The sequence below is a fragment of the Mesorhizobium sp. WSM3224 genome (assembly GCF_000427725.1).
Lineage (GTDB): Bacteria > Pseudomonadota > Alphaproteobacteria > Rhizobiales > Rhizobiaceae > Mesorhizobium.
The window spans coordinates 137,235-161,933 of record NZ_ATYO01000009.1 but is presented as its reverse complement, the minus strand read 5'-3'; the positions used below and the strand labels follow the sequence as shown (position 1 = coordinate 161,933).

The 24,699-nt window shown below is 64.2% G+C and carries 25 protein-coding genes and 1 riboswitch; of the genes, 13 read left to right on the top strand and 12 right to left on the bottom strand.

Annotated elements, in window-relative coordinates:
- Positions 1–10 precede the first annotated feature (10 nt).
- The gene (locus YU3_RS0117740) at positions 11–313 is read right to left on the bottom strand and encodes a BolA family protein (protein WP_027167514.1); all 303 of its coding nucleotides are present in this window, start codon (positions 311–313) and stop codon (positions 11–13) included.
- A 177-nt stretch (positions 314–490) separates the two neighbouring features.
- Here YU3_RS0117740 and YU3_RS0117735 point away from each other — a divergent pair, with 177 nt between their 5' ends.
- The 4 genes from YU3_RS0117735 to YU3_RS0117720 all read left to right on the top strand — a co-directional run bounded on the left by YU3_RS0117735 (position 491) and on the right by YU3_RS0117720 (position 5,153).
- The gene (locus tag YU3_RS0117735) at positions 491–1,120 is read left to right on the top strand and encodes a J domain-containing protein (RefSeq protein WP_036258774.1); all 630 of its coding nucleotides are present in this window, start codon (positions 491–493) and stop codon (positions 1,118–1,120) included.
- 123 nt (positions 1,121–1,243) lie between these two features.
- Entirely contained in the window at positions 1,244–2,230 is a 987-nt protein-coding gene (cobS, locus tag YU3_RS0117730; RefSeq protein WP_027167512.1) for a cobaltochelatase subunit CobS, read from the top strand.
- Between the two features lie 11 nt (positions 2,231–2,241).
- The gene (gene cobT / locus YU3_RS0117725; protein ID WP_027167511.1) at positions 2,242–4,140 is read left to right on the top strand and encodes a cobaltochelatase subunit CobT; all 1,899 of its coding nucleotides are present in this window, start codon (positions 2,242–2,244) and stop codon (positions 4,138–4,140) included.
- A complete protein-coding gene (locus YU3_RS0117720) occupies positions 4,137–5,153 on the top strand; it encodes an esterase-like activity of phytase family protein (RefSeq protein ID WP_027167510.1) in 1,017 nt (338 codons plus the stop codon). The genes cobT and YU3_RS0117720 overlap by 4 nt, the downstream gene beginning before the upstream one ends.
- 203 nt (positions 5,154–5,356) lie before the next feature.
- On the opposite strand, the gene YU3_RS0117715 is transcribed toward YU3_RS0117720, so the two are convergent.
- From YU3_RS0117715 to rpmB, 5 genes are all read right to left on the bottom strand, one after another.
- Positions 5,357–6,166 (bottom strand): hypothetical protein, encoded by an 810-nt coding sequence (locus tag YU3_RS0117715; RefSeq protein ID WP_036258771.1) that lies wholly within the window; start codon positions 6,164–6,166, stop codon positions 5,357–5,359.
- A gap of 220 nt (positions 6,167–6,386) precedes the next feature.
- Positions 6,387–8,162, bottom strand: coding sequence for a hypothetical protein (locus tag YU3_RS0117710; RefSeq protein ID WP_027167508.1), 1,776 nt, complete (start codon positions 8,160–8,162; stop codon positions 6,387–6,389).
- Between the two features lie 121 nt (positions 8,163–8,283).
- Positions 8,284–8,958: a hypothetical protein gene (locus YU3_RS0117705; protein WP_027167507.1), complete on the bottom strand. Its 675-nt coding sequence runs from the start codon at positions 8,956–8,958 to the stop codon at positions 8,284–8,286.
- A 64-nt stretch (positions 8,959–9,022) separates the two neighbouring features.
- Positions 9,023–9,703, bottom strand: a complete 681-nt coding sequence (locus YU3_RS0117700; protein WP_027167506.1) for a queuosine precursor transporter — start codon at positions 9,701–9,703, stop codon at positions 9,023–9,025.
- 96 nt (positions 9,704–9,799) lie between these two features.
- Positions 9,800–10,096 carry a 50S ribosomal protein L28 gene (rpmB, locus tag YU3_RS0117695; RefSeq protein ID WP_027167505.1) on the bottom strand — a complete coding sequence of 99 codons (297 nt, stop codon included), beginning with the start codon at positions 10,094–10,096 and terminating at the stop codon, positions 9,800–9,802.
- Positions 10,097–10,354: 258 nt separating this feature from the next.
- Here rpmB and YU3_RS0117690 point away from each other — a divergent pair, with 258 nt between their 5' ends.
- The 3 genes from YU3_RS0117690 to YU3_RS0117680 all read left to right on the top strand — a co-directional run bounded on the left by YU3_RS0117690 (position 10,355) and on the right by YU3_RS0117680 (position 12,791).
- Positions 10,355–11,146 carry a DUF3108 domain-containing protein gene (locus tag YU3_RS0117690; RefSeq protein ID WP_027167504.1) on the top strand — a complete coding sequence of 264 codons (792 nt, stop codon included), beginning with the start codon at positions 10,355–10,357 and terminating at the stop codon, positions 11,144–11,146.
- Positions 11,147–11,235: 89 nt separating this feature from the next.
- Positions 11,236–12,123 (top strand): EamA family transporter, encoded by an 888-nt coding sequence (locus YU3_RS0117685; protein ID WP_027167503.1) that lies wholly within the window; start codon positions 11,236–11,238, stop codon positions 12,121–12,123.
- The gene (locus tag YU3_RS0117680) at positions 12,120–12,791 is read left to right on the top strand and encodes a lysoplasmalogenase family protein (protein WP_027167502.1); all 672 of its coding nucleotides are present in this window, start codon (positions 12,120–12,122) and stop codon (positions 12,789–12,791) included. Before YU3_RS0117685 ends, YU3_RS0117680 begins: the two co-directional genes overlap by 4 nt.
- Here the strand turns inward: YU3_RS0117680 and YU3_RS0117675 are convergent.
- The gene (locus tag YU3_RS0117675; RefSeq protein ID WP_027167501.1) at positions 12,788–13,219 is read right to left on the bottom strand and encodes a cupin domain-containing protein; all 432 of its coding nucleotides are present in this window, start codon (positions 13,217–13,219) and stop codon (positions 12,788–12,790) included. The genes YU3_RS0117680 and YU3_RS0117675 overlap by 4 nt on opposite strands.
- Positions 13,220–13,253: 34 nt before the next feature.
- Complete coding sequence (gene gloB / locus YU3_RS0117670; protein WP_027167500.1) at positions 13,254–14,021, bottom strand: hydroxyacylglutathione hydrolase; 768 nt, start codon at positions 14,019–14,021, stop codon at positions 13,254–13,256.
- Between the two features lie 117 nt (positions 14,022–14,138).
- On the opposite strand from gloB, the gene YU3_RS0117665 reads away from it, so the two are divergent.
- The 3 genes from YU3_RS0117665 to YU3_RS0117655 all read left to right on the top strand — a co-directional run bounded on the left by YU3_RS0117665 (position 14,139) and on the right by YU3_RS0117655 (position 17,687).
- The gene (locus tag YU3_RS0117665; protein WP_027167499.1) at positions 14,139–14,900 is read left to right on the top strand and encodes a methyltransferase domain-containing protein; all 762 of its coding nucleotides are present in this window, start codon (positions 14,139–14,141) and stop codon (positions 14,898–14,900) included.
- Positions 14,901–15,015: 115 nt separating this feature from the next.
- Positions 15,016–16,833 (top strand): ABC transporter ATP-binding protein/permease, encoded by a 1,818-nt coding sequence (locus YU3_RS0117660; RefSeq protein ID WP_027167498.1) that lies wholly within the window; start codon positions 15,016–15,018, stop codon positions 16,831–16,833.
- Between the two features lie 53 nt (positions 16,834–16,886).
- Positions 16,887–17,687, top strand: coding sequence for a DUF1194 domain-containing protein (locus YU3_RS0117655; protein WP_084508116.1), 801 nt, complete (start codon positions 16,887–16,889; stop codon positions 17,685–17,687).
- A gap of 21 nt (positions 17,688–17,708) precedes the next feature.
- Here the strand turns inward: YU3_RS0117655 and YU3_RS0117650 are convergent, their stop codons facing one another.
- Complete coding sequence (locus YU3_RS0117650; protein ID WP_027167496.1) at positions 17,709–18,638, bottom strand: glycosyltransferase family A protein; 930 nt, start codon at positions 18,636–18,638, stop codon at positions 17,709–17,711.
- A 335-nt stretch (positions 18,639–18,973) separates the two neighbouring features.
- Between YU3_RS0117650 and YU3_RS0117645 the strand changes: the two genes are divergently transcribed.
- The gene (locus YU3_RS0117645) at positions 18,974–19,294 is read left to right on the top strand and encodes a DUF1330 domain-containing protein (RefSeq protein WP_027167495.1); all 321 of its coding nucleotides are present in this window, start codon (positions 18,974–18,976) and stop codon (positions 19,292–19,294) included.
- 50 nt (positions 19,295–19,344) lie between these two features.
- Here YU3_RS0117645 and metW read toward each other — a convergent pair whose 3' ends face one another.
- Positions 19,345–19,959, bottom strand: coding sequence for a methionine biosynthesis protein MetW (metW, locus tag YU3_RS0117640; RefSeq protein WP_027167494.1), 615 nt, complete (start codon positions 19,957–19,959; stop codon positions 19,345–19,347).
- Positions 19,960–20,038: 79 nt separating this feature from the next.
- Positions 20,039–21,208 carry a homoserine O-acetyltransferase gene (locus tag YU3_RS0117635; RefSeq protein ID WP_027167493.1) on the bottom strand — a complete coding sequence of 390 codons (1,170 nt, stop codon included), beginning with the start codon at positions 21,206–21,208 and terminating at the stop codon, positions 20,039–20,041.
- A gap of 94 nt (positions 21,209–21,302) precedes the next feature.
- A riboswitch (SAM riboswitch) is annotated at positions 21,303–21,380 on the bottom strand.
- Between the two features lie 135 nt (positions 21,381–21,515).
- Here YU3_RS0117635 and hisC point away from each other — a divergent pair.
- Positions 21,516–22,619 (top strand): histidinol-phosphate transaminase, encoded by a 1,104-nt coding sequence (gene hisC / locus YU3_RS0117630; RefSeq protein ID WP_027167492.1) that lies wholly within the window; start codon positions 21,516–21,518, stop codon positions 22,617–22,619.
- 5 nt (positions 22,620–22,624) lie between these two features.
- Positions 22,625–23,560 carry a prephenate/arogenate dehydrogenase family protein gene (locus tag YU3_RS0117625; RefSeq protein ID WP_027167491.1) on the top strand — a complete coding sequence of 312 codons (936 nt, stop codon included), beginning with the start codon at positions 22,625–22,627 and terminating at the stop codon, positions 23,558–23,560.
- 188 nt (positions 23,561–23,748) lie between these two features.
- On the opposite strand, the gene YU3_RS0117620 is transcribed toward YU3_RS0117625, so the two are convergent.
- The gene (locus YU3_RS0117620) at positions 23,749–24,693 is read right to left on the bottom strand and encodes a sugar kinase (protein ID WP_027167490.1); all 945 of its coding nucleotides are present in this window, start codon (positions 24,691–24,693) and stop codon (positions 23,749–23,751) included.
- Between the last annotated feature and the right edge of the window lie 6 nt (positions 24,694–24,699).

The following is a 24,699-nucleotide window of genomic DNA, read 5'->3' as shown; positions in this document are numbered from 1 at the left end:
CGGTAGAGACTTACCAGCGGGTCTTTTCGCCGGGAGCGGCCGGTTCGATGGCCAGCGCGTGCACGCCGGCTTTCAGTTCGTCCGCGAGCAGATCGTTGACGGCGCGGTGGCGCTCGACGCGGCCCATGCCGGCAAAGGCGGCTGAGACAACACGGACGCGGAAATGCGTCTCGCCGGCGCCGTCGAACGTCGCATGGTGGCCGGACTCGACGTGGTGATGGCCGGCGTGAAGGTGGCTTTCGTTGATGACGGCCAGCCTTTCGGGCGAAAATGCCGCTTTCAGTTTGTTTTCCATCGTCGACTGTATGGACATCCTGGTTTTCCTTCCCCACTTGACGGCAATAGCCGCAAGTTGACGGCATGGCCGCAAATTATCTGTGGCGCAGCCGCAAAATCTATGTTTTCGACCGCTTTTAAGCCGCGATTCAGCGGTTAGGGCGATCATCGGCGAAATGTCAATTCTTGTTTCGCACGTGCGAACAGCCCATAAATGGGTGAGATGAAAGCGTATCCCAAATATTTCGAGAAGATTCGGATCCGTCCCGAAAAGGACGCGGAGCTGAAGTCGCGCTCGCCAATCTGCCAGTGGGACGGCTGCAAGGAGGCCGGCACCCATCGCGCGCCGGTCGGTCGCATGAAGGAAGGCGAGTATTTTCAGTTCTGCTTCGACCATGTGCGCGAATACAACAAGGGTTTCAACTACTTCTCCGGCGTCCCTGATACCGAGATCGCCCGCTTCCAGAAGGAAGCGATGACCGGCCACCGGCCGACATGGAAGATGGGCCTCGCCGGCGCCTCGACACGCTCCTCGCCCGATATGGCGCAGATGCGCTCCGGCCGCGCCGGCTATTACAACCGCATGCGCGACCCTTTCGACCTGTTCAAAGGGCCAAAGGATCCGCGGGAACCGCGCGAGCGCAAGGCAAAGCCGCTTGAGGCCAAGGCGCTGGAAACGCTTGGCCTTAATACAAAGGCGACTGGTCAGGACATCAAGGCGCGCTATAAGGAACTCGTTAAGCGCCACCATCCGGATGCGAATGGCGGCGACAGAGGTTCGGAAGACCGGTTCCGCGATGTGCTGCAGGCCTATCGCGTGCTCAAGCAAGCAGGATTGTGCTGAGCGGCCCTACGGTTCGTGTCGTTTTCCAACTTTCATAAGGTTGGAAAAGGCTCTAAGACCGCCCCCGGACAAAATCGATTGCTGGCGAAACGCGGCGTTTCGCCCGTGGAGACGTTGATAGAGATGAACAAGGTCGATCGCGACATCGCCAACCTGCCCGACACGACCGCGTCGGTGAAGGAGAAATTCGGCTTCGACTCCAAGATGGTGGTTCCCGCCTATTCGGCAGCGACCGAGCATGTGCCGGACATCGACCCGGACTATCTGTTCGACAAGGCAACGACTTTGGCGATCCTCGCCGGTTTTGCCTATAACCGCCGCGTCATGGTGTCGGGCTATCACGGCACCGGCAAGTCGACGCATATCGAGCAGGTGGCGGCGCGGCTCAACTGGCCTTGCGTGCGCGTCAACCTCGACAGCCATGTCAGCCGTATCGACTTGGTCGGCAAGGACGCCATCGTCGTCAAGGAAGGCCTGCAGATCACCGAATTCCGAGACGGCATCCTGCCCTGGGCCTATCAGCACAATGTGGCGCTATGCTTCGACGAATACGATGCCGGCCGCCCGGACGTGATGTTCGTCATCCAGCGCGTGCTGGAATCGTCGGGACGGCTGACGCTGCTCGATCAGAGCCGGGTCATCCGCCCGCATCCGGCGTTCCGGCTGTTTGCCACCGCCAACACGGTCGGGCTGGGCGACACCACCGGCCTCTATCACGGCACGCAGCAGATCAACCAGGCACAGATGGACCGCTGGTCGATCGTCACTACGCTCAACTACCTGCCGCACGACAATGAGGTGAACATCGTGCTGGCCAAGGCCAAGCACTACCGCGACACCAAGGGCAAGGACATCGTCAACAAGATGGTACGTGTCGCCGATATGACGCGCTCGGCCTTCATCAATGGCGACCTGTCGACCGTGATGAGTCCGCGTACTGTCATCACCTGGGCCGAAAACGCCGAAATCTTCGGCGATATCGGCATGGCGTTCCGGCTGACCTTCCTCAACAAGTGCGACGAGCTGGAGCGTTCGGTGGTGGCCGAGTTCTACCAGCGCGCCTTTGGCGAGGAACTGCCCGAGAGCGCCGCAAACGTGGTGCTGGGCTAAGCGGAGCCTCGATGGCGGGTCCGGGCGACAACACGCGCAACAAGCCGAAGAACGGGTCTGAAGCCGACAGCTTCAAGCGCGCCGTCACCGTCTGCATGCGCGCCGTCGCCGGCGACAAGGACCTCGAGGTTGGCTTCGCCAAGGACCGGCCGGCATTGGCCGGCAATCGGGCACGCCTGCCCGAGCTGCCCAAGAAGGCCTCCCGCAACGACATCGCGATCACGCGCGGCCTGGGCGATTCCATGGCGCTGAAGCGCGCCTGCCACGATCAGCGCATCCACAACAAGCTGGCGCCGGAAGGCAAGCTGGCGCGTGCGATCTATGATGCCGTCGAGCAGGCCCGCGTCGAGGCGATCGGCAGCCGCGCCATGCAGGGCGTGGCCGACAATATCGGCTCGATGCTTGAGGACAAATACACCAAGGCGAACCTCTTCGACGTCAAGGACAAGGCGGATGCGCCGCTCGAGGAGGCGATCGCGCTGATGGTGCGTGAAAAACTCACCGGCCGCGCGATCCCGAAGAGCGGCGAGCGGCTGGTCGATCTTTGGCGCCCCTGGGTCGAGGAAAAGGCCAGCGGCGACCTCGACGGCCTGTCGGCCAAGCTCGAGGACCAGCAGGCCTTTGCCCGCGTCGTGCGCGAGATGCTCGTTTCCATGGAAATGGCCGAGGAGCTCGGCGACGACCAGGAAACCGACGACTCCGAGGAAAACGAAGAGAACGAACAGCAGGGCGAGGACCAGAGCGAGGAGGGGGGCGAGGACGATTCCGGCTCCGAGCAGTCGCAGTCCGAAGATGCCGAGGCCTCCTCCGACGAGGAAGAGTCGGCCGAGACCGAAGCGACCGACGCCACCTCCGACGACCTCTCCGACGAGGATGATGCCGATGCAGAGACGCCTGGCGAGGCCAAGCGCAACGACAATCCGTTCCTCAACCTGCCGAAAGAGATCGACTACAAGGTGTTTACCACCGCCTTCGACGAGACGGTGGGCGCCGAGGATCTTTGCGAGGAAGAGGAGCTCGACCGGCTGCGCGCTTTCCTCGACAAGCAGCTCGCCAACCTTTCCGGCGTCGTCGGGCGGCTCGCCAACCGGCTGCAGCGCCGGCTGATGGCGCAGCAGAACCGCTCCTGGGATTTCGACCTGGAGGAAGGCTATCTCGATCCGGCGCGCCTCGTGCGCGTCGTCATCGATCCGATGCAGCCGCTGTCTTTCAAGCAGGAGCGCGACACAAAATTCCGCGACACGGTGGTGTCGCTGGTGCTCGACAATTCCGGCTCCATGCGCGGCCGGCCGATCACGGTCGCCGCGACCTGCGCCGACATTCTGGCGCGCACGCTGGAGCGCTGCGGCGTTTCGGTGGAAATCCTCGGCTTCACCACGCGGGCGTGGAAAGGCGGGCAGGCGCGCGAGAAGTGGCTGAAGGACGGCAAGCCGCCGAATCCGGGCCGGCTCAACGACCTGCGCCACATCATCTATAAATCCGCCGACCATCCGTGGCGGCGGGCGCGGCGCAATCTCGGCCTGATGATGCGCGAGGGCCTGCTCAAGGAAAACATCGACGGCGAGGCGCTGCTTTGGGCGCATAACCGCCTGATCGGCCGGCCCGAGCAGCGCAAGATCCTGATGATGATCTCGGACGGCGCGCCGGTCGACGATTCCACGCTCTCGGTCAATCCGGGCAATTATCTGGAACGGCACCTGCGCGGCGTCATCGAGCTGATCGAGACGCGCTCGCCGGTCGAGTTGCTCGCCATCGGCATCGGCCACGACGTCACGCGCTATTATCGCCGCGCCGTCACCATCGTCGATGCCGAGGAGCTGGCCGGCGCCATGACCGAGCAGCTCGCCTCGCTGTTCGGTGAGGAGAGCGCGCGCGACACGCGGCGCGGCGGGTTGCGGCGCGCCGGATGATCTTTTCCTGGCGGCGTGCGCGGCGGACGCTTTTCGCCTGCATGCTGGCCTGCGCCTCGCCGGCGATTGCCGGCCAGAGCGCCCCCGTCGAGACAGTCGAGATTTCGGCGCGGCCGATCAGCCAGTTCCATGTCGGCCACGACGACACGCGGTTCGGGCCGCTCGAGTTCGTCGGCGGGCTGGAAATGACCTCGCCGGCGCGCGATTTCGGCGCGCTGTCGGGATTTCGCTTCCTGAAGCCGGGCAGCGACTTCATCGGTGTCGCCGACACCGGCTTCTGGTTCTTCGGCACGATCGTGCATGACGCCGACAAGCGCCCCTCGGGCATCGAGAATTTCCGCATGCAGCAGATGGTCGATGCTTCGGGCCGACCGATCGACCGGAAGTGGGAGGTCGACGCGGAAGGGCTCGCGGTCAAGGACGGCGTCGCCACTGTCGGCTTCGAGCGCGACCAGCGCGTCGCCCAGTTCAAGATCGATCCCGACAACATGAAAGCACCGGTCAGGCAGCTCGACTATCTGATTCCCGCCCAGGAGTTGCGCCAGAACCGCGGCTTCGAGACGGTCACCCACGCCAACCCTTACGGGCAGCACGCGGGCGGCCTAGTCGTGGTCTCGGAAAGGAGCCTCGACAAGGCCGGCAACGTCTATGCCGCCATCATCGAGGGACCGCATAAGGGCGTGTTCACCGTCAAGCGCGGCGGCGATTTCGACATCACCGACGGCGCCTTCCTGCCGGGCGGCGATCTGCTGCTTCTGGAGCGCAGCTTCTCGATCGGGCGCGGCGTGAAGATGCGGCTGCGGCGCATCTATGGCGAAATTATAGAGAAGGGCGCGGTCGCCGACGGGCCGGTGCTAATGGAGGCCGACATGGGCTACCAGATCGACAATATGGAAGGCCTCGATGTCTGGACCCGCGACGACGGCGCGCTGATGGTGTCGCTGATATCCGACGACAACCACTCGATCCTGCAGCGCAACCTCTATCTGGAATTCATCCTGCACCAGGACTGACCGCGTCGGCGCTGCCGGCGACGTGCGCCGCCCGCCGAGAGGCTTTGCTTTAACGCAATTCCGGACGGAAAACCGTGTCACACTTTTCCTGGAATTGCTCTAAAGCGCGTCGCGCTGAAACGGATTCAGGCGACGCGCTTTAGGTCTTTGTTTTGACGCATGTCGTTGTCCCAGAACCGCTGCACACTTCTGGGCAACATGCACTAGCGGCCGACGTGACGGACCTCGTTCATCACGAAATTGGCCGCGCGCTTGCTTCGGTTGCGGATCTTGAGCGTCGCGGTGTTGTCCACGAAATAGGTGTGGAGGATGCTGTCGCGGGTGCGGACCTCCGGCCCGACGGTATCGACCGCGTGCCAGGTGTCGGTGCCGACTGCAAAGGCATAGCCTGTGTTCGGCGAAAACGACATCCGGTGCGAATTCTCGAAACGCCCGTCCGGCATGCGCTCGGCGAAGCGGGTGCCGATGTGGTTGATGCTGTCGTCCTCCGGCAGGTAAAACTGGACCGTGATACCCTTCCATTTCGTATCGGTGTGGAAACCGATCTTGTAGCCCGCCACGTCGCGCGTCAGCATCGGCACCGGATACATGCCGACCTTCATGAAGTCCGACCCGAACCGGCGTTCTAGGCCCGGGGCAAGGCGGCGCATGAATGCGTCTTTCAGGTCCGGCGCGTGCAGCGCCTTTCCGACCAGGGCCCAGACGGCCCGCTTTTCTGTCGGCAGATGGCGAATATATTCGGGGTAGAGGTCGATCTTGATCCGCGTTGCGGTGCCGTCGGCCTTGATATTCACGTTGTTGCGCCCCTTGAGAGCGCGATATTCGCGCGCTTCGGGCATGGCGACGCGCATGCGCAGATAGAGGTCCGCCGGGAAAACATCCGTCATTTCCAGGTGCCAGAAAGGCGTTTCCACAAAGGTGGCGCGGTCGACAGCTCCCACCATGTGGGACACGACGTGCTGCAGTGTTTGTGTGGCTGACGCTGGCGCCACCGCGCCGTCTATGGCCGACATGGATATCCTTCCCCCAAGCTAAAACCCCGAATCCAAAATTCCTGGATACATATATCGCTGCTCGGGTGAAATGCTAACCAAAGTACAGGCTGGATTGCAACGATCCACCGGACTGATTTCAATCGCGGTTTTCTAAATCACAAAGTGAAGATGTATCGGCGTTAAGCGACGGTGCGAACGGGGCGCCGTCGACGATGCTGATTTGGCGTCAGGCCGATATTCAACGAACCTTGTAGATCTCGATCGACTTTCCTGCGGTCGAGCGATCCAGTTCGAGCCATTCCGGCACATCGCCTCGCAGCAGCTCGGCGGCAAGACCGTTGGGAGCGTCCAGCCCCAGCGATATCTCTTCCGTGTTGCTGCGACATATCGCGATCAGTCCGACACGCTCGCGCCCGATGACGGCGCGGGCGGCGTCCGGCGTTCCCATGAAAGCGTCGAGCATGGCAAGGTTGCCGCCGGCATTGCGGTGATAGGGGCCGGCCAGCGCCCGGTGGCCGGTGAACATCAGTATCCCCGAGCCGAGATTGGACGAGGCTAGCACCGTCGTCGCCGGCAAGGCGGCAAGATCGCGAAAGTCGGCCGGCTTGCCGCAGGTGACGGCATGATCGGGATCGGAATTGATCCGCTGCGGCGCCTTCTGGACCACGGACTGCGCCGCCACCGCCACACCGGCCCAGGTCGCGTTGAGCGAGACCAGCCACGCCATGACAATGCCGATGGACAGGCGCCATGAAGGCGCGGTGCTCGCCCGCAGGCGGATTTTCGCGATCCAGGCCGAAAGCGGCAGCACGGCGAGGGCGACGGAGAAGGTCGAGCCGCGCACCTGCCAGAGGCTGACGCCAAGGGCGACGACAAGCAGGATGGCGGCGAGTATCTCCTCGCGACCCAGGCGACGGCTTCGCAGTTGAAAGCCGATCAGCAGGATCGCAATGAAGGGCGTCACGTAGCGCGTCGCCATCAGCTTCGGCTGGCGCACGGCGACGCTCCAGAAGGGCTGCGCTTCGACCACATCGTTCAGCCAATAGGTGCGGATACGCTCGTCCATGCCCGCATAGGGCGATGCCAGGCATTGCGGGAAGAACACGATCACAACGACCGCGACCGCCACCGCCAGTGTCAGCATCGAGCCGAGCCGCGTCCGGGCCGTCGATGCGGCCAATGTGCCGGCGATCGCGAGGCCGAAGCCGGACAGACCGGCAACCGCGAACTGGAAGGACGAGAAGGCGTCGCACTGGGCGACGCCCCAGTCGGCCGGCCGGATGGTCGCGACGAAGACGAGGAAGGCGACGCCTGCAAATCCGAGGCCGAAGCCCCGTGCCGTGACGCGTTCCTTGTCATCAAGGATGAACAGGACCGCGGCACAGATGCCGAGCACCGCCACATAGGGGGCGGTCTCCATGCCGACAGCGAGCGTCAAGCCGGCGCAAATGCCCGAGAGAAGCGGAGCGGGCCGCCAGGAGGGCGATTCCATCAGAAGCCAGAGGCTGGCCGCCGTCAAAAGCAGCTGGACATTATGGTGGTCGATCACGCCAGGGCTGTAGATCACCAGGAAGAAAAGTGCCGCCGTCGACAGGATGACCGACGGCATCGCGACATTCGCGCCGGCGAAGCGGTGCGAGGCGCGCATGAGCACGAAGATGGTCAGCCCGTAGAGCAAGGTCGGCCAGATGATCTGCGCGGCTCGTTCGGCGGCGGCGCTGCTGGCGCCCAGCGCATCGAAGGCCATGATGATCAGCGCGAGCGGCGTGTCCACCAGGCGCGACCAGTGCATGACGAAGCCGCCCGAGATGCCCATCCTGTATTGATGGAGATCGAACCAGCTTTGACCGCCGAGCAGGTCGCGAACCTCGACCAGCCGCAGCATGCTGTCGTTGTCCGCGCCATAGTCCGTGAGAGTGGGAAAGCCGGAAGCCGCGTTGATCGTCAGCACCACCAGCGTGGCGCACAACGCAAGCAAGAGATCATTTTTCCAACCGGTGCCTTGCACGGTCATGCTGGTCGCGACGCCCTGGAGAATTTCCGCGATCCTGCATCATCGGCCGTAACAAAGCGTAAAGCGTCGGTCTCCGGTCGACGGAATCGTCAGGCGACGGCGCGGTTGACTGCGATCCAGGTTACAGCCTTTTGGTTGCAACCCAGATCACGTGGCGGGCGCCGCGCTTGCCGTGGGCCCGCGCGCTGATCTCTTCGACCGCGAAGCCGGCCTGCTTCAGCCGCCGCGTGAAACCGCTGTCCGGCCCCTGCGACCAGACCGCCAGAACGCCGCCGGGTTTCAATGCGGCATGCGTAGCCGCCAGGCCGACGGCGTCATAGAGCGTATCATTGCCCTTGTAGACGATGCCTTCGGGACCATTGTCGACGTCGAGCAGGATGGCGTCCCAGGTGGCGTTCTGCGCTCTTATCAGTTGGCCGACGTCAGCCTCGCGGATGGTGACGCGGGGATCGTCGAGGCAGCCCTCGAAGATCCTGGACATCGGGCCACGTGCCCAGGCAACGACCGCGGGGACAAGTTCTGCAACGGTGACGGCGGCGTCTGCATCGAGCGCGGCGAGAGCGGCGCGCAAGGTGAAGCCCATGCCGAGCCCGCCAATGAGGATCCTTGGCCGCTCGCGGCCGGCGATCCGCTCGCAGGAAAGCCTGGCCAGAGCCTCTTCGGAGCCGCTGAGGCGGCTGTTCATCAGCTCATTGGCGCCCAGCATGATCGAGAATTCGGCACCGCGCTGCTTCAGGCGAAGTTCCTGGCCGCCGTCGGGCGTGCGGGCCGAGTCAAGCTGAACCCAGGGTATCAATAGCGAACTCTTTGTCTGACCATGATCTTTTCCGCAAACCGGGCTCCACTTTGCGGGATCATAGTTAAACCGCTATTGCCGGCTGGCTCCAGCGGGCGGCGAGCAGCCGGTAAGGGATCAGCGCCACCGCGGCGATGATCAGCTTCACTGAGAGGTCGCCGAGCGCCCAGGACACCCAGCGCATGGTCTCGACCGGCAGCACGCCTATCAGCGGTGCGTTCTCCAGCGCGAAGCTGTCGTTGGGACCGGCAAAGGCAAAGGCGGCGGAAAAGGCGACGCCGAAGAAAATGACGGTGTCGAACACCGAGCCGACCAGCGTGCCGACGATCGGCGCGCGCCACCAGCTCTGCCGGCGCAGCCGGTTGAAGACGGTGACGTCGAGCAGCTGCGCGGCCAGGAAGGCCGCGCCGGATGCGGCGGCGATGCGCACCAGCCGGTCGGCGGCGGTCTCGAACTCGATCAATCCATGGCGAAACAGGAAGGGCGGGACCAGGATCGAGCAGATCACCGCGGTCATGAAGCCGACAAACACCACCTTGCGCGCCACGGCGGGGCCGTAGCGGCGGTTGGCAAGGTCGGTGACGAGAAAGGAAAAAGGATAGGTGAAGGCGCCCCAGGTGAGCAGATCCGCCAGCGACAGGCCATGGATCTCGCCCTGCATCGGAAACTGCACGAGGATGTTCGACGCCACGACGACAAGCGCCATGGCGGCCACGAAGGGAAGGTATCGCGTCAGGAAGTTCATTTTTTTATCCTGGGTAATGGAACCAGCTGAGCGTTGCCGCTCGCCAATATCGAACACCGGATCGATCCGGTGCTCGGGGCGGCGCCTGAAAGCTGCTTAGGCGGCCGGCTGCTCGGCGAGCTTCTTGGCGATCTGCTTCTTGAGCAGACGAGCACGCTGCGACAATTCCTTGACGTCGGCCTTGGCCAGGAAGGCGTCGAGGCCGCCGCGGTGCTCGACCGAACGCAGCGCGTTGGCCGAAATGCGCAGGCGAACGTTCTGGTTCAGCGCTTCGGAAATCAGCGTCACATTGACCAGGTTCGGCAGGAAGCGACGCTTGGTCTTGTTGTTGGCGTGGCTCACATTGTTGCCGGTCTGAACTGCCTTGGCAGTGAGTTCGCAGGTGCGGGACATCTTGTCTAACCTTCAGTTTCTAAACCTGCCAAACCATTCTGCCCGCGCCGGGCGGCGCGCGGTCTCGGTCAGGCGGCCTTTGGAAAAGTTGGCGTTCCTTAGTGGCATTTCACCACTGCGTCAAGCTCCGGCGCGAGGCCAGTTGCCAGACACGCTCCATATAAAGGCCGGATTTCATACTATAAGCCCATCGCGAAGGGATATGCCAGGCTGGACCTCTTTAGTTCCGGCCGAACCGCCAGGGATTCGCCAGCCGCCATGCTCCGTCCATCTCACGCACTCGCCGCCCTTCTTGCCCTCGCCGTGCCGGCAACAAGCTTCGCCGCGGCGGCGCCGCAGTCCTTCAAGGGCGAATATACAGTGTCGTATCTCGGCCTTTCGATCGCCAGGGCGACTTTTTCCAGCCGCTACGAAGGCGACGCCTATGCCATCAACGGCACCGTCTCCGCCGCCGGGCTCGGCAAGCTGTTCGACGACACGAAAGGCACGATTTCGTCGAAAGGCACCATTTCCGGCAAGCAGATGATGCCGCAGGCGTTCCGGGCCGACTATACGTCCGGCAAGAAGGCCTCTGCGGTCGACATCCGCTTCAGCAACGGCGCGGTCACCTCCACGCAGGTCATTCCCCCGCCGAAGAAGCGCGATTCGAAGAGCTGGGTGCCGCTCGGCGACGCAGACCTGAAATCGGTGCTCGATCCGATGGCCGCGACCGTCATCCACGCCGACAGCCTGGACAAGGTCTGCGGACGGACGGTCAAGTTCTATGATGGCGAGATGCGCGCCGACCTGACCTTGACCTATGCCTCCAAGGGTTCGATCTCGGTGCCGGGCTACAAGGGCGACACGGTGACCTGCAAGATGGGCTTCGAGCCGGTGGCGGGCTATCGCAAGGGCCGCAAGGCGCTGAATTTCCTCAAGAACAAGAGCCGCATGCTGGTGACGTTTGCGCCGCTAGGCCAATCCGGCGTATATGCGCCGATCCGCGCCACGGTCGGGACCCAGATCGGGCCGCTGACCATCAGCGCGAGGCAATTCGAAGCGGTGAACTAATTCAGTTTTACGCAATTCCGGACGGAAAAACCGCAAGGCACTTTTCCTGGAATTGCTCGAGGCGCCACCGCGCGCCGCGGGGAGCAGATATGGGGCGCGCAACACTGATCGGGTTCTCGGCGGTCGCCATGTGGGCGCTGCTGGCGCTGCTCACCGATGCCTCCGGGCAAGTGCCGCCATTCCTGCTGTCGGCCATCACTTTCGCCATCGGCACCTGCGTCGGCCTTGCGGCGCGGCTGGTGATGCCGGCGCCCGACCGGAGCCAGAAGATCCCACCGCAGGTTTGGGTGATCGGCATAGCCGGGCTGTTCGGCTACCATTTCTTCTACTTCACGGCGCTGCGCAACGCGCCGGCGGTCGAGGCGAGCCTGATCGCCTATCTGTGGCCACTGCTGATCGTGCTCGGCTCGGCGCTGATGCCGGGCGAGCGGCTGGCCTGGAACCATGTCGTCGGCGCGCTGCTCGGCCTTGCCGGCACCTTCCTGATCGTCACCAAGGGCGGCGGACTGGCCTTCGATGCGCGTTACACCTTCGGTTATGCGATGGCGGCCGTCTGCGCGCTTTTGTGGTCGTCCTATTCGCTGTTGTCACGGCGTTTTCCCTCGGTGCCGACCTCGATCGTCACCTGGTTCTGCGCGGCGACCTCGGTGCTTTCGCTGGCCTGCCACCTGCTGCTTGAGAAGACCGTGCTGCCGGACGGTCCTGGCCAGTGGCTGGCCATCATCGGGCTCGGCCTGATGCCGGTCGGCGCGGCCTTCTACGCCTGGGATATCGGCGTCAAGCGCGGCAACATCCAGGTGCTGGGCGCCGCGAGCTATGCCGCGCCGCTTTTGTCGACGCTGGTGCTGATCGCCGCCGGCGTCGCCGAGCCGTCGCTTCGTATCCTTGCGGCCTGCGTGCTCATCACCGGCGGTGCGGCGCTCGCGGCGAAGTCGCTGCTGATGCGCAAGCCGGCGGCTAAAGAGGTGAACGCATGATGCCGTTTCCAGGCGGCATCGAGGCCAACGCCAATGCGACGCTTCTGTTCTCGTTCATCGCGGCCGTGATCTACGCCTTTGCGCTCGACATGCCGCCGAAATGGACGCGCACGGCGGCAAAGACGCTTGCCGTCGCTCTCCTGGCCGTGCTTGCCGCTATGCAGGGCGGTCCGCTGCTGCTTGTCGTGGCGCTGGCGCTCAGCGCCATCGGCGACGCCTTTCTGTCGCGTGACGGCGAAAAGGCATTTCTCGGCGGACTGGCGAGCTTTCTCGCCGGCCACATCGTCTATGTCGCGCTGTTTGTACAAGCAGGTGGCGGTCTCGAACTGTTGAGCGCGCAATCCTGGCGGGGCGCGATCGGCTTGGCCATGGCCGCGTTCAGCATCGTCATGCTTGCCGCGCTTTGGCGCCGCGTCGGCCCGCAGCTGCGCGTCCCGATCGCCGTCTATGTCGCCGCGATCCTCGCCATGGGCATTTCAGCGCTCACCACGGACAAGGTCTGGGTGATCGCCGGCGCGGTGCTGTTCATCGCCTCGGACGGGCTGCTGGCGGCCGAACGCTTCCTGCTCGCGGCGCTCTCGCCGCATCGGGTATGGATGCGCTATGCGGTTTGGGTGCTTTATTACGTCGCGCAGCTGGCGATCACCTTGGGCTTTCTATTGAGCTAGGCGTTTTCAGGCTGCCAGCCGGGCTCGGCCAGTTCGAAAGCGGCGAAATCGAAACCCGGCGCCACCGTGCAGCCGACCAGCGTCCATTCGCCGAGGCTGCGCGCCGACTGCCACCAGCCGGCCGGCACGACGATCTGCGGCCGCTCGCCAGTGGCAAGGGCTGCGCCCAGCACCTGCTCGATGACGCTGCCGGAGCCTTCCTCATGCATCGACAGCGCCAGCGGCGCGCCGGCATGGAAGTGCCAGACCTCGGCCGCGTCCTTCACCCGATGCCAGGCCGAAAGCTGGCCCTGCTCGAGCAAGAAGTAGATCGCGGTCGAATGGCCGCGCCCGCCTGAGGCGGCGTCGCGGAACGTCTCGGCATACCAGCCGCCTTCCGGGTGCGGCTGCAGGCCAAGCGTTGCGATGATTTCGGCGGCGCTGGTCATTGGTCGTACCTTTTGGGCGACACGAGCGTTGGAATCAGAAATTGTCCTTGCGCTTGCGGATTTCGGCAAACACCTCGGCGTCGCTGGCTTTCTCCATGCCGAGATGCTTGCGGATCGCCGGGTCGTGCCAGCGCAGGAACGGATTGGTCGACAGTTCCTCGCCGATGGTCGTCGGCAGCGTCGGCTTGTTGTCGGCGCGCAGCGCCTCGATCCTTGCCGCGCGCTGCTTCAGCGCTGGGTTGCCCGGATCGACCGTCACCGCGAAGCGGGCATTGGCCAAAGTGTATTCGTGGCCGCAATAGATGGCGGTTTCGGCCGGCAGCGCCGCCAGCTTCTTCAGCGATTCATACATCACCGGCGGCTTGCATTCGAACAGGCGGCCGCAACCCAGCGCAAACAGCGTGTCGGCGGTGAAGGCCACTTTCGAGGCCGGAAGATGGTAGGAGACGTGGCCGGCGGTATGGCCGGGCGTCTCGATGACGTCGATCCTTTCCTCGCCAAGGCACACGACCGAGCCTTGGCTGACCGTCTCGTCGATGCCGGGGATCTTTGCCTTTTCGGCTTCCGGGCCGACGATGCGCAGCTTGAAGTGTTCCTTCAGCGCCAGATTGGCTTCGACATGGTCGGTATGGTGATGCGTGGTCAGGATCAATGTCGGCGTCCAGCCGGTGCGCTTGATTGCGGCCAGGATCGGCGCCTCTTCCGGCGCGTCGATGATCGCCGTCTGACCGCTTTCAGGGTCGTGAACCAGCACGCCGAAATTGTCGGTGCGGCACATGAATTGCTCGATCTCGACGGGCATTGCATCTTTCTCCGTTGTCGCCGCAGAGATAGGGCGGCGCGCCGCCGATGTCATCCGGGTTTGTTGAACTTGGCGCCTTTGTTGAACTTGGCATGCTTCACAGCTACCGTCCCGCGCATGCATTCGGATATCGTCGATCTGCGTTCCTTCTACTCAACCACGCTCGGCCGCCTGGCCGAGCGTTCGATCACCATGGCGCTGTCGGCCATATGGGCAACCGTGCCCAACGAGCGGCTGGTCGGCCTCGGCTACACGCTGCCATGGCTGGAACGCTTCGGCACCGATGCCGAGCGCGTCTTCGCCTTCATGCCGGCGACGCAGGGCGCGGTGGTGTGGCCGGCGTCGGGCCCGACGGCGACGGCGCTGGTGTTCGACGAGGAACTACCGCTGGTCGATTCCTGCATCGACCGCATGCTGCTCGTCCATTCGCTCGAACATGCCGAGAACCCGCGCGAAACCCTGAACGAGATCTGGCGCGTGCTGTCGCCCGCAGGGCGCGTCGTCATCGTCGTGCCCAACCGGCGCGGCGTCTGGGCGCGGTTCGAGCATACGCCCTTCGGCAACGGCCGGCCGTTCTCGCGCGGCCAGTTGACCGAGTTGCTGCGCGAGGCCAATTTCACCCCGGCGACATGGAGCGACGCGCTGTTCTTCCCGCCGTCGCCGCGGCGTTTCATGATGCAGTTCCACAATGTGCTGGAGCGGGCCGGCCGTCGGTTCTGGCCGATCTTTTCCGGCGTCATCGTCGTCGAGGCGCAGAAGCGGCTCTACCAGGGCGTGCCGGTGGCGCAGCGCGCCTCGCGCCGCGTTTTCGTGCCGGTCTTCTCGCCGCAGGGGGCGACGCGGCTTGGCCGGCGCGCGGCCGACGCCGGACCGGCCTAGTGACGCGTTCGTGATCGCCGCCGCGCCTTGCATCGCGCAACGATCATCACCCTATCTGGGGAATGCTCGCTTGGCGCGGTATTCGTGACCGCTGCGGAAACCAGGACTATGCTTCATGGCCGACCAGACCGATAAAAAGCCAGCCACTTTCTCGGTCGAGGCGAGCAGCCTCGCCGACCAGGTGGCGACGGTCAAATCGGGGCTGAAGTCCTCGCCGGTGCGCAGGCAACTTGCCTGGGTCTCGATCGGCATCGTCGCGGTTATCGTCGCGACCTCGATCGGACAGGTTCTGCTCAATCGCTGGAACCAGCCCTTCTACGATGCGCTGGCGCGGCGCGACATGGCGGACTTCCTGCACCAGCTTCTGGTCTTCGCGGCCATTGCCGGCGGACTTCTGGTGCTCAATATCGGCCAGACCTGGCTTAACCAGAGGATCCGTCTGCGGTTGCGCGAGGCGCTGACGCTGGACCTGATCGATCAGTGGATGCGGCCGGCGCGGGCTTTTCGGCTGGCCAATGCCGGCGCCATCGGCGTCAATCCCGACCAGCGCATGCAGCAGGATGCCGCGCATCTGTCGGACCTGTCGACGGATCTCGGCGTCGGCCTGCTGCAGTCGTTCATCCTGCTCGTCTCCTTCATCGGCGTGCTGTGGGAGCTGTCTTTCGGCTTCGTGTTCCACGTCGGCGGCTATTCATTGGCGATACCGGGCTACATGGTCTGGGCCGCCTTCCTCTATGCAGGCACCGCCTCCTGGCTGAGCTGGCTGGTTGGACGCCCGCTGATCAGCCTCAACAGCGAGCGCTATACCCGCGAAGCGGAACTGCGCTCCTCCATGGTGCGGGTCAACGAGAACGTCGACGCCATAGCGCTCTACCATGGCGAGCCCGATGCCAGGCGACGGCTCGAACTTGACCTCGGAACGGTGCTGGGCGCCATGCGGCGCATCTATACCGCGCAGATCAACCTTTCCTGGGTGACCGACACTTATGGCTGGATAACGGTCGTGGCGCCCATACTAGTGGCTTCGCCGGTCTATTTCGCCGGCGACATCAGCTTCGGCGGGTTGATGATGGCGGTCGGCGCCTTCAACCAGGTCCATTCGTCCTTGCGCTGGTTCATCAACAACATCGGCAGCATCGCCGACTGGCGCGCAACGCTGATGCGCGTGGCGGATTTCCGAATCGCGCTCACCGAAACCGATGCGCTGCATGACACGGAAAAACGTATCCAATTCGGCGAAAACGCCAATGGCAGCCTGACATTCGACACCCTTGAAGTGGCTTCGCCGGAAGGCTGCACCAAGCTTGCCCAGACGGATGTCGAAATCCATGCCGGCGAGCGCGTCATGATCACCGGCGAGCCGGGCGCCGGCAAGACATTGTTCTTCCGCGCCATTGCCGGCCTCTGGCCATGGGGGAGCGGCCGGATCGGCCTGCCCGCCGGCGAGGCCCCCATCTTCGTGCCTCGCGTGCCGTATTTCCCGGCCGGCACGCTGCGCGAGGTTCTCGACCACCCGAACGGGCAGGCCCCGGCCAGCGATGCCGAGATTTCGGCGGTGCTTGCCGAGGTCGGCCTCGATCGACTGTCGACCGCGCTTGACCATCCCGGGCGGTGGGAACGCGACCTGGGCGACGACGAACAACGCGCGCTGGCGTTCGCCAGGGTCGCCTTGCGCAAGCCGAAATGGGTGATCATCGACGAAGCCCTGGACGCATTCGACGGCCCGTCGCTGCGGCGCGTGCTGGCGATGCTGCAGACCCGGCTGCCCGATGCCGCCATCCTCAACATCGGGCGCGGCCTGCACAACAGCCAGTTCTTTCCGCGCGCGCTGAGTATCGTGAAGGATACCGGCGCACCGGCGTTGAAGCCGGCGCGTGTCCGCGCCGGGGCGATCGAGCCGCCGCCCGCCACTGCCCGCGTCAAAAAGAAATAGCTTTATTTTCGCCGCTATCGCTGGGAAGATTCCGAGGGTCATTCGAGGCTGCCATGCTTGCGATGCTCGGTCTGCTTGCCTGCCTTGCCTGCGCCGAGGCGGCGCCGTTGCCCGCACCAGGCGATGGCGCGCCGGTGGATGTGGAACTTGTGCTTGCCGTCGACATCTCGCAGTCGATGGATGAGCGCGAGTTCGCCCTGCAGCGTGCCGGCTATGTCGAAGCGTTGCGTCACCCCGACTTCATCGATGCCGTGCGCTCGGGTCGAAATGGCCGCATCGCGCTCGCCTATTTCGAATGGGCGGGCGTGGTGCGCGACGACGGGGTCATTGCCTGGCAGATCATCGATGGCGAGGACAGCGCCTACGCCTTCGCCGACAAGATCGCCGCGCGGCCATTCCGCAGCTTCCGCGGCACCTCGATTTCAGGGGCCCTCGGCTTCGGCGCCGGGCTTCTGGAGCGAACCGGCTTTTCGGCACCGCGCCGCGTCATCGACATATCGGGCGACGGGCCCAACAATACCGGACTGCCCGTCACTGCAATCCGCGATGCCGCCGTCGCCAGGGGTGTCGTCATCAACGGCTTGCCGATTCTCATCAGCCCGTCGCCGAGCGTCAGCCGTCTCGACCGCTACTACGCCGACTGCGTGACTGGAGGCGCCGGCTCTTTCGTGTTGCCGATCTACGCGGCGTCTGAATTCTCGACGGCCATCCGCCGCAAACTGATCCAGGAGGTGAGCGGCCTCACCGACGCCAGATCCATCCGCGTCGAGGATGCGGCGCCTGTCGATTGCCTGCTGGGCGAGCGCCTTCGGCAGCGGTTTTCCGATCCATATTTTCCGGAACTCGACAGATAGAGGGCCAACGACCTTGCTCTTTCAGATCGCCCGCGCGCCGTATTTTGCCCGGAACTCGTCGTAACAGTCGCGGCGCCAGCGGCGGCCCACGACATAGCCGCGCAACAGTTCGGCCGGCGAGTAGCCGAGCGACTTGGACGATCGGTTGGCATGATAGCCTGAAAACGCCTGCGGCAACCTGCCCTTGAGGATGTCGGCGATGATCTGCCGCGCGATCATGTAAGGTGGAACGTCGGGATAGCGGTCGGCGATATAAGGGTGCTTGCCGATCAGATTGGCATAGGCCTCGACATAGCCGTCGCGGCGGCCGGAGATCGAATTCTCCGAATTGTATTTTTTCCAGTCGATGTCCTCGGACAGCAAGGCGCCGCTGCGCTGGGCAAAGCGCAGCAGCAATTCGCGATCCTGCATGCGCGTCACGTCGCTGTCGTAGCCACCGATCGCCAGCAGTGACCCGAGCCGGGCCGTGATTGCGGAGCCGGCAATGAAGATGGTCTGCGAGACCAGGGCGCGCTGCAGCGTGCTCTTGTCGAGAAGGGCGTTGCGATTGATGCATTTGGTGCTGCGGCTGCCCTTCACCGACAGGTAGGAACTGATCAGCACTTCGAGCGAAGGGTTCTCGTCGAAGCGCGCCAGCGTCCGCTCCAGCCGGTCGGGCAGATAGACATCGTCCGAATCGAGGAAGGTCACAACAGGCGCTCGCGCGCGTTCTATGCCCGCATTGCGCGCGGCATTGGCGCCGCGCCATTTGGCGCCGACATAGATCAGCCTTGGGTCGCGGATTTCGGCAAGCGCGGCGGCGGTCCCGTCCGTCGAACCGTCGTCGACAACAATGTGCTCGAAGCGGGTAAATGTCTGCGCCAGAACGCTTTCCACCGCGCGCACGACCTGGCTGCGCCGATTGTGCGTCGGCGTGATCACGGTAATCAGCGGACCGTCTTCGCTCGACATCGGGCTGCCACTGCCGGTCGGTTCTGATGTTTGCCGGATGGGTCTGATGGCTATCTTCGTGTCCCACCTTTGATTTGCGGGCTGAAGCTACAAAAAAGCCACTCTTGTGTCACGCCGCGCCCGCCAGGAAATGCCGGAGCTGGTGGCTTTTCCGCAACATTGCGGTTTGACGGCAACACAATCGGCATTCCGGCCGGTGTGATGGTCCGCTCGCCATGGCCAAGGAGGGTGCCTTGTCCCGATGACGTCGAAGGTAATCGACTGGACTACCTGGCTTTTGCATGGTGATGCCACGAGGCCGGCCGATCGGCTTCGATCCATAAAGGAGCAGGATCATGACCGCTTACGCCGTTGCCCATATGCGCCAAGTCACGCCAGGCCCCTGGATGGTCGAGTATCTCGAGAAGATAGACGCCACGCTGGCGCCGTTCGGCGGGCGCTTCATGGTCCATGGCGGCGATGTCGAGGTCGTCGAGAACAGCTGGCCCGGGCATTTGATCGTCATCGAATTTCCGGACAGGCAGCATGCGCGGGACTGGTACCGGTCGTCCGCGTATCAACAAATCCTCAAGCTGCGCACCGACAACTCCGAATCCGACGTCATCTTCGTCGATGGCATCGAGCATCCGCACAAGGCCACGGATGTGCTTGGCTAGCGGGACATCGAGGAGGACCCGGCAAGAACCAGACGCTTTTGGATCTCGCGTCAGCGCTTCAACAAAAACACCGCCTGCTGGCCGAAGAAGTTCCAGAACCACCAGGGCATCGACAGGCCGATCTTCTGGCCGTTGGCGTCGAGCGCGGTCGCCTTCTCGACGGTCGCGCCGAGCTCCTCGCACAGGTTGACGAAGTCGCGGATGGTGCAGAAGTGAATGTTGGGCGTGTCGTACCAGGAATAGGGAAGGTCCTTGGTGACCGGCATCCTGCCCTTGATCAGCAGCGAAAAGCGCACGCGCCAGTGGCCGAAATTGGGGAAGGAGACGATGGCGCGGTTGCCGATCCTGAGCAACTGGTCGAGCACGACCTTCGGGTTGCGCGTCGCCTGCAGGGTCTGCGACAGGACGACGAAGTCGAAGCCCTTGTCGGCGTAGAATTCGAGATCGGTGTCGGCGTCGCCCTGGATGACGGAAAGGCCGCGCGCCACGCATTCGTTGACGCCGCGCTGCGACAGTTCCAGCCCTCGGCCGTCGACCTGCTTGGTCTCCTGCAAAAGCTCCAGAAGCAGGCCGTCGCCCGAGCCGACATCGAGCACGCGCGAATTGGCCGGGATGAGATCGGTCACGACCTCGAGGTCGACACGCTGGGCGCGGTTGACGGTCATGGCTTCGCCTCCTGGATGGCGCATGATCCCGGTCCGAAAAGTCCGCAGCTTTTTGCGTTCGCTGACCTTCGGTTCGGGGTCATGCGCTGAGCCCCCTGGCGCGCGCCGCCGAGCCGATGAAGCCGTTGATGGCCGCGAACAGTTCCGGCTCGTCGAGCAGGAAAGCGTCGTGGCCGCGATCGGTCTCGATCTCGACGAAGGAGACGGAAGCGCCCGCCGCGTTCAAGGCATGCACGACCGAGCGGCTCTCCTCGGTCGGAAACAGCCAGTCGCTGGTGAAGGAGACGAGGCAGAAGCGCGTCTTGGTACCGGCGAAGGCGTCGGCAAGGCGCCCGCCGTGATCGGCGGCCAGATCGAAATAATCCATCGCTCGGGTCAGATAGAGGTAGGAGTTGGCGTCGAAGCGGTCGACGAAGGTAATGCCCTGATGGCGCAGATAGCTTTCGATCTGGAAGTCGGCGTCGAAGCCGAAGGTGAGCGCCTCGCGGTCCTGCAGGTTGCGGCCGAACTTGCGATGAAGCGCGGCTTCCGAAAGGTAGGTGATGTGGGCGGCCATGCGCGCGACGGCGAGCCCTTTTTCCGGGCGCTTGCCGAAATCGAGATATTTGCCGCCATGCCAGTCCGGATCGGCCATGACGGCCTGCCTGCCGACCTCGTGGAAGGCGATGTTCTGCGAGGAATGGCGGGCGCCGGTGGCGATCGGCAGGGCGCAGAACACGCGCTCCGGATAGCTGGCAGCCCATTCCAGCACCTGCATGCCGCCCATCGAGCCGCCAAGCACGCAAAACAGCTTTTCAATGCCGAAATGATCGACCAGCATCGCCTGCGCGCGCACCATGTCGCGGATGGTGATGATCGGCAGGTCGAGCCCGTAGGGCTTGCCGGTCGCCGGATTGGTCGAGGCCGGGCCGGTCGAGCCAAGGCAGCCGCCGACGACGTTGGAGCAGATGACGAAGAAGCGACTGGTGTCGATGATCTTGCCGGGGCCGATCAGTACTTCCCACCAGCCCGGCTTGCCAGTCACCGGATGGGTGTTGGCGACGTGCTGGTCGCCGGTCAGCGCGTGGCAGACGAGGATGGCGTTGGAACGCGCGTCGTTCAGGGTGCCGTAGGTCTGGTAGGCGATCTGGAACGGCGAAAGCAGCGAGCCGGCGTCGAGCTTCAGCGGCTTGTCGGAGCCGAACTGCAGCACCGGGCTCGACGGATGGTCGGCCTCGTCGTTGGTTCTTGCAGCGCGCTGAGCGGGCATGACCATCCTCATCCTGTCCACATCGGTTTCGTTCGATGCGGTTGTCCGACCGGCCACGGACAACAAAAAACCGGCTTGCCGTCGCAAAGCCGGTTACAGGTTGCAAACGGCCCTTTAGCGAGTTGTTTAACGTGGCTGCAAGCCGACCGGCCAAATCACCACGGAAATCTGGCAGCTCTTCTAGGGCCAGCGCCGCGCTTCGTCAACGGGTGGGCAGAGTCCTGGCGCAAGCGCCGGCACTCGACATTCCAGCCTGTGGCCTGTATTTCCGCTGCGGCCTTGAAGGCCTTCTCGACGGATTTGTGACATGAAGCAGGATCAGCCCCGTCCGACGCCCCGTGCGGGCATCATGGACATCGAGGCCTATGTGCCGGGAAAAAGCACCGCGCCAGCCGGCGTGACGAAGGTCTACAAACTGTCGTCGAACGAAAATCCGCTCGGACCCTCGCCGAAGGCGATCGAGGCCGCGCGCGAAGTGGCGGCGAAGCTCGACGTCTATCCGGACGGCTCCGCCCGGCGGCTGCGCGAGGCGATCGCCGAGGTGCATGGCCTCAACCCGGCAAACATCATCTGCTCCAACGGTTCCGACGAGATTCTGGGGCTCCTGGCGCAGACTTATCTCGCACCGGGTGACGAGGCCGTGTTCACCGAGCACGCCTTCATGGTCTACAAGATCTACATCCAGGCGGCGGGCGCCAAGCCAGTCGCGGTCAAGGAGACCGACGAGCGCGCCGACATCGATGCGATCCTCGCCGCGGTGACGCCGGCGACGCGCATCGTGTTCCTCGCCAATCCCAACAATCCGACCGGCACCTATGTGCCGTTCCAGGAGGTGCGCCGGCTGCATGCGTCGCTGCCCAAGAACGTGCTCCTGGTGCTCGACGCGGCCTATGCCGAATATGTGCGGCGCAACGACTACGAAGCCGGCATCGAGCTGGCCGGCAGTTCCGAAAACGTCGTCATGACCCGCACCTTCTCCAAGCTCGGCCTCGGCGGCGCGCGCATCGGCTGGATGTACGGGCCGGCGCATATCGTCGACGCGATCAACCGCATTCGCGGTCCCTTCAACGTCAATGCGACCGCGATCGAGGCCGGTATCGCCGCGATCCGCGACCGGGCCCATATCGAGCGCAGCGTGACGCATAACGAGAAATGGCTGGCCTGGCTCAGCGCGGAGCTGACCGGGCTCGGCCTGCGCGTCACACCCAGCGTCGGCAATTTCGTGCTGATCCATTTTCCCGACAGCAAGAAGCACTCGGCGGCGGCCGCGGACGATTACCTCAGCCAGCGCGGCTATATCCTGCGCCGCGTCACCGGCTATGGCTTTCCCAATGCGCTGCGCATGAGCATCGGCACCGAAGAGGCCAATCGCGGCGTCATCGACGCGCTCAAGACCTTCCTGAAAAGCTAAAGACCATGGCATCACCGATGTTCGAGAAAGTAGCGCTGGTCGGCATCGGCCTGATCGGGTCGTCGCTCGCCCGCGTCATCCGCCGCGAGAACCTGGCGCGCCACATCGCCATCGCGACGCGCAGCGCATCAACGCTGAAGCGCGCCGAGGAACTTGGCCTTGGCGATTCCTACAGCACCGACGCCAGCGAAGCCGTGCGCGATGCCGACCTCGTCGTCGTCTCGGTGCCTGTCGGTTCTTCCGGCGAGGTCGCGGCCGAGATCGCGCCGGCGCTTAAGAAGGGCGCCATCCTCACCGATGTCGGCTCGACCAAGGCCTCGGTGATCGCGCAGATTGAGCCGCATGTGCCGGAAGGCGTGCACTTCATCCCCGGACACCCGCTGGCGGGCACGGAAAAGTCCGGACCCGACGCCGGCTTCGCCGATCTGTTCGAGAACCGCTGGTGCATCTTCACGCCGCTGCCGGGCACCGATCCCGCAGCCCTTGAGAAGCTTTCCGAATTCTGGCGGCGCTGCGGCTCCAACATCGACACGATGGACCCGCAGCACCACGACATGACTTTGGCGATCGTGTCGCACCTGCCGCATATCATCGCCTACAACATCGTCGGCACGGCGGACGATTTGGAAGCGGTGACCAAGAGCGAAGTCATCAAGTATTCCGCCTCCGGCTTCCGCGACTTCACCCGTCTTGCCGCCTCGGACCCGACCATGTGGCGGGACGTGTGCCTGCACAACAAGGATGCGATCCTGGAGATGCTGGCGCGCTTCTCGGAAGACCTCGCCTCGCTGCAGCGGGCGATCCGCTGGGGCGATGGCGAGAAGCTGTTCGACCTCTTCACCCGCACCCGCGCCGTTCGCCGCTCGATCATCGAGGCCGGCCAGGACATCGATGTGCCGGACTTTGGCCGGCAGGCGGTCGAGCACCCCAAAGGGAACTGATATTCAGGTGAGGCCGGTCTGCAAATGGCGGCTCCCTGCGCTTCCGGCCTTCGCCGGCCGAAGCATTCATCAGTAGCGTGGCAGTGAAATTAAGGCTATGGCCGGCGTAGGCCGGTGCTCACGTACTTCAAGTACGCTCCGCTCCGGTTCTCGGAATCCACCATTTTCGACTCGGCCTGACCTGAATCTCAGCTCCCTTTGCCTTCTCGGGCTGACGGCCAGTGCGTCGCCATCATCGCTAGCGTCTCAGCCCTGTTCGGTGCGCCCAGTCGCCCGCCGAAGCGCAGGCATTTGAGCGCAGCAGCGGCGCTGGCAAAACGCAGCGCTTCTTCCATCGGCATCGCCTCGGCAAGTCCGACGGCGAAGGCGCCGTGGAAGACGTCGCCGGCGGCGAGCGTGTCCACCGCCTTGACCCTCGGCGCCTCGACATGGCGCACGCGCGCGGTCGCGCGGTCGTGCCACCAGGTGCCGGCCGCGCCGCCTGTCACCGCGACAAAGGCATCGGTGCGCGAGGCAAGGTCGGCGCAGGCGCTTTCAGGGTCGAGCGCGTGGCCGCAGACGATGCGCGCCGCCGGCTCGGAAGCAACGATGTGCGTGGCCAGAGGCAGCAGGCGCTCCAGCACCTCGACCGGCGCGGTATCGGCATCGAGGATCGCCGGACGGCCGATCGATCTGGCTGCGCCCAGTGCGAGGGCGGCGGCACCGGGCCAGCGGACATCGACCAGCACGGCATCGAAGGTGGAGAGGTCGGCGAGCGGCAGCGCCTCGGGATCGGCCTGCGCCTTCTTGTCATAGAAGGGCACGATGACGCGCTCGCCATGCGCATCCACCAGGATCGCGGCCAGCGCTGATCGCGCGCCGGCGACGCGGCGGATGAGGCTGCAATCGATACCTTCGGCCTGAATGTCGGCGACCAACTGGTCGCCGACCAGATCGTCGCCGGCGCTTGCCCATAGCGAGACCTCGGCGCCGAGGCGATGTGCGGCGCAAGCGGCGCTCGTCGCCATGCCGGAGGCGATCTGGACGCCGTCGCTGGCGATGAACTTGCCTTGATGCGCCGGAAGAGTCTCGACGCGAAGGATAGTGTCGAGGGTGAAGGCGCCGACGCTGAGCAGTCTGACCGGCTTCGCCATCGTTGC

Coding starts and splice junctions, on each gene's coding strand:
- YU3_RS0117700 (WP_027167506.1), bottom strand. CDS start 9,703: ATGAACTTCCTGACGCGATACCTTCCCTTCGTGGCCGCCATGGCGCTT.
- YU3_RS0117740 (WP_027167514.1), bottom strand. CDS start 313: ATGTCCATACAGTCGACGATGGAAAACAAACTGAAAGCGGCATTTTCG.
- YU3_RS0117665 (WP_027167499.1), top strand. CDS start 14,139: ATGCATTCGGATATCGTCGATCTGCGTTCCTTCTACTCAACCACGCTC.
- YU3_RS0117660 (WP_027167498.1), top strand. CDS start 15,016: ATGGCCGACCAGACCGATAAAAAGCCAGCCACTTTCTCGGTCGAGGCG.
- YU3_RS0117655 (WP_084508116.1), top strand. CDS start 16,887: ATGCTTGCGATGCTCGGTCTGCTTGCCTGCCTTGCCTGCGCCGAGGCG.
- metW (WP_027167494.1), bottom strand. CDS start 19,959: ATGACCGTCAACCGCGCCCAGCGTGTCGACCTCGAGGTCGTGACCGAT.
- YU3_RS0117685 (WP_027167503.1), top strand. CDS start 11,236: ATGGGGCGCGCAACACTGATCGGGTTCTCGGCGGTCGCCATGTGGGCG.
- YU3_RS0117680 (WP_027167502.1), top strand. CDS start 12,120: ATGATGCCGTTTCCAGGCGGCATCGAGGCCAACGCCAATGCGACGCTT.
- hisC (WP_027167492.1), top strand. CDS start 21,516: ATGAAGCAGGATCAGCCCCGTCCGACGCCCCGTGCGGGCATCATGGAC.
- YU3_RS0117650 (WP_027167496.1), bottom strand. CDS start 18,638: ATGTCGAGCGAAGACGGTCCGCTGATTACCGTGATCACGCCGACGCAC.
- YU3_RS0117620 (WP_027167490.1), bottom strand. CDS start 24,693: ATGGCGAAGCCGGTCAGACTGCTCAGCGTCGGCGCCTTCACCCTCGAC.
- YU3_RS0117710 (WP_027167508.1), bottom strand. CDS start 8,162: ATGACCGTGCAAGGCACCGGTTGGAAAAATGATCTCTTGCTTGCGTTG.
- YU3_RS0117645 (WP_027167495.1), top strand. CDS start 18,974: ATGACCGCTTACGCCGTTGCCCATATGCGCCAAGTCACGCCAGGCCCC.
- YU3_RS0117675 (WP_027167501.1), bottom strand. CDS start 13,219: ATGACCAGCGCCGCCGAAATCATCGCAACGCTTGGCCTGCAGCCGCAC.
- YU3_RS0117735 (WP_036258774.1), top strand. CDS start 491: ATGGGTGAGATGAAAGCGTATCCCAAATATTTCGAGAAGATTCGGATC.
- YU3_RS0117720 (WP_027167510.1), top strand. CDS start 4,137: ATGATCTTTTCCTGGCGGCGTGCGCGGCGGACGCTTTTCGCCTGCATG.
- cobS (WP_027167512.1), top strand. CDS start 1,244: ATGAACAAGGTCGATCGCGACATCGCCAACCTGCCCGACACGACCGCG.
- rpmB (WP_027167505.1), bottom strand. CDS start 10,096: ATGTCCCGCACCTGCGAACTCACTGCCAAGGCAGTTCAGACCGGCAAC.
- YU3_RS0117690 (WP_027167504.1), top strand. CDS start 10,355: ATGCTCCGTCCATCTCACGCACTCGCCGCCCTTCTTGCCCTCGCCGTG.
- gloB (WP_027167500.1), bottom strand. CDS start 14,021: ATGCCCGTCGAGATCGAGCAATTCATGTGCCGCACCGACAATTTCGGC.
- YU3_RS0117715 (WP_036258771.1), bottom strand. CDS start 6,166: ATGTCGGCCATAGACGGCGCGGTGGCGCCAGCGTCAGCCACACAAACA.
- cobT (WP_027167511.1), top strand. CDS start 2,242: ATGGCGGGTCCGGGCGACAACACGCGCAACAAGCCGAAGAACGGGTCT.
- YU3_RS0117635 (WP_027167493.1), bottom strand. CDS start 21,208: ATGCCCGCTCAGCGCGCTGCAAGAACCAACGACGAGGCCGACCATCCG.
- YU3_RS0117625 (WP_027167491.1), top strand. CDS start 22,625: ATGGCATCACCGATGTTCGAGAAAGTAGCGCTGGTCGGCATCGGCCTG.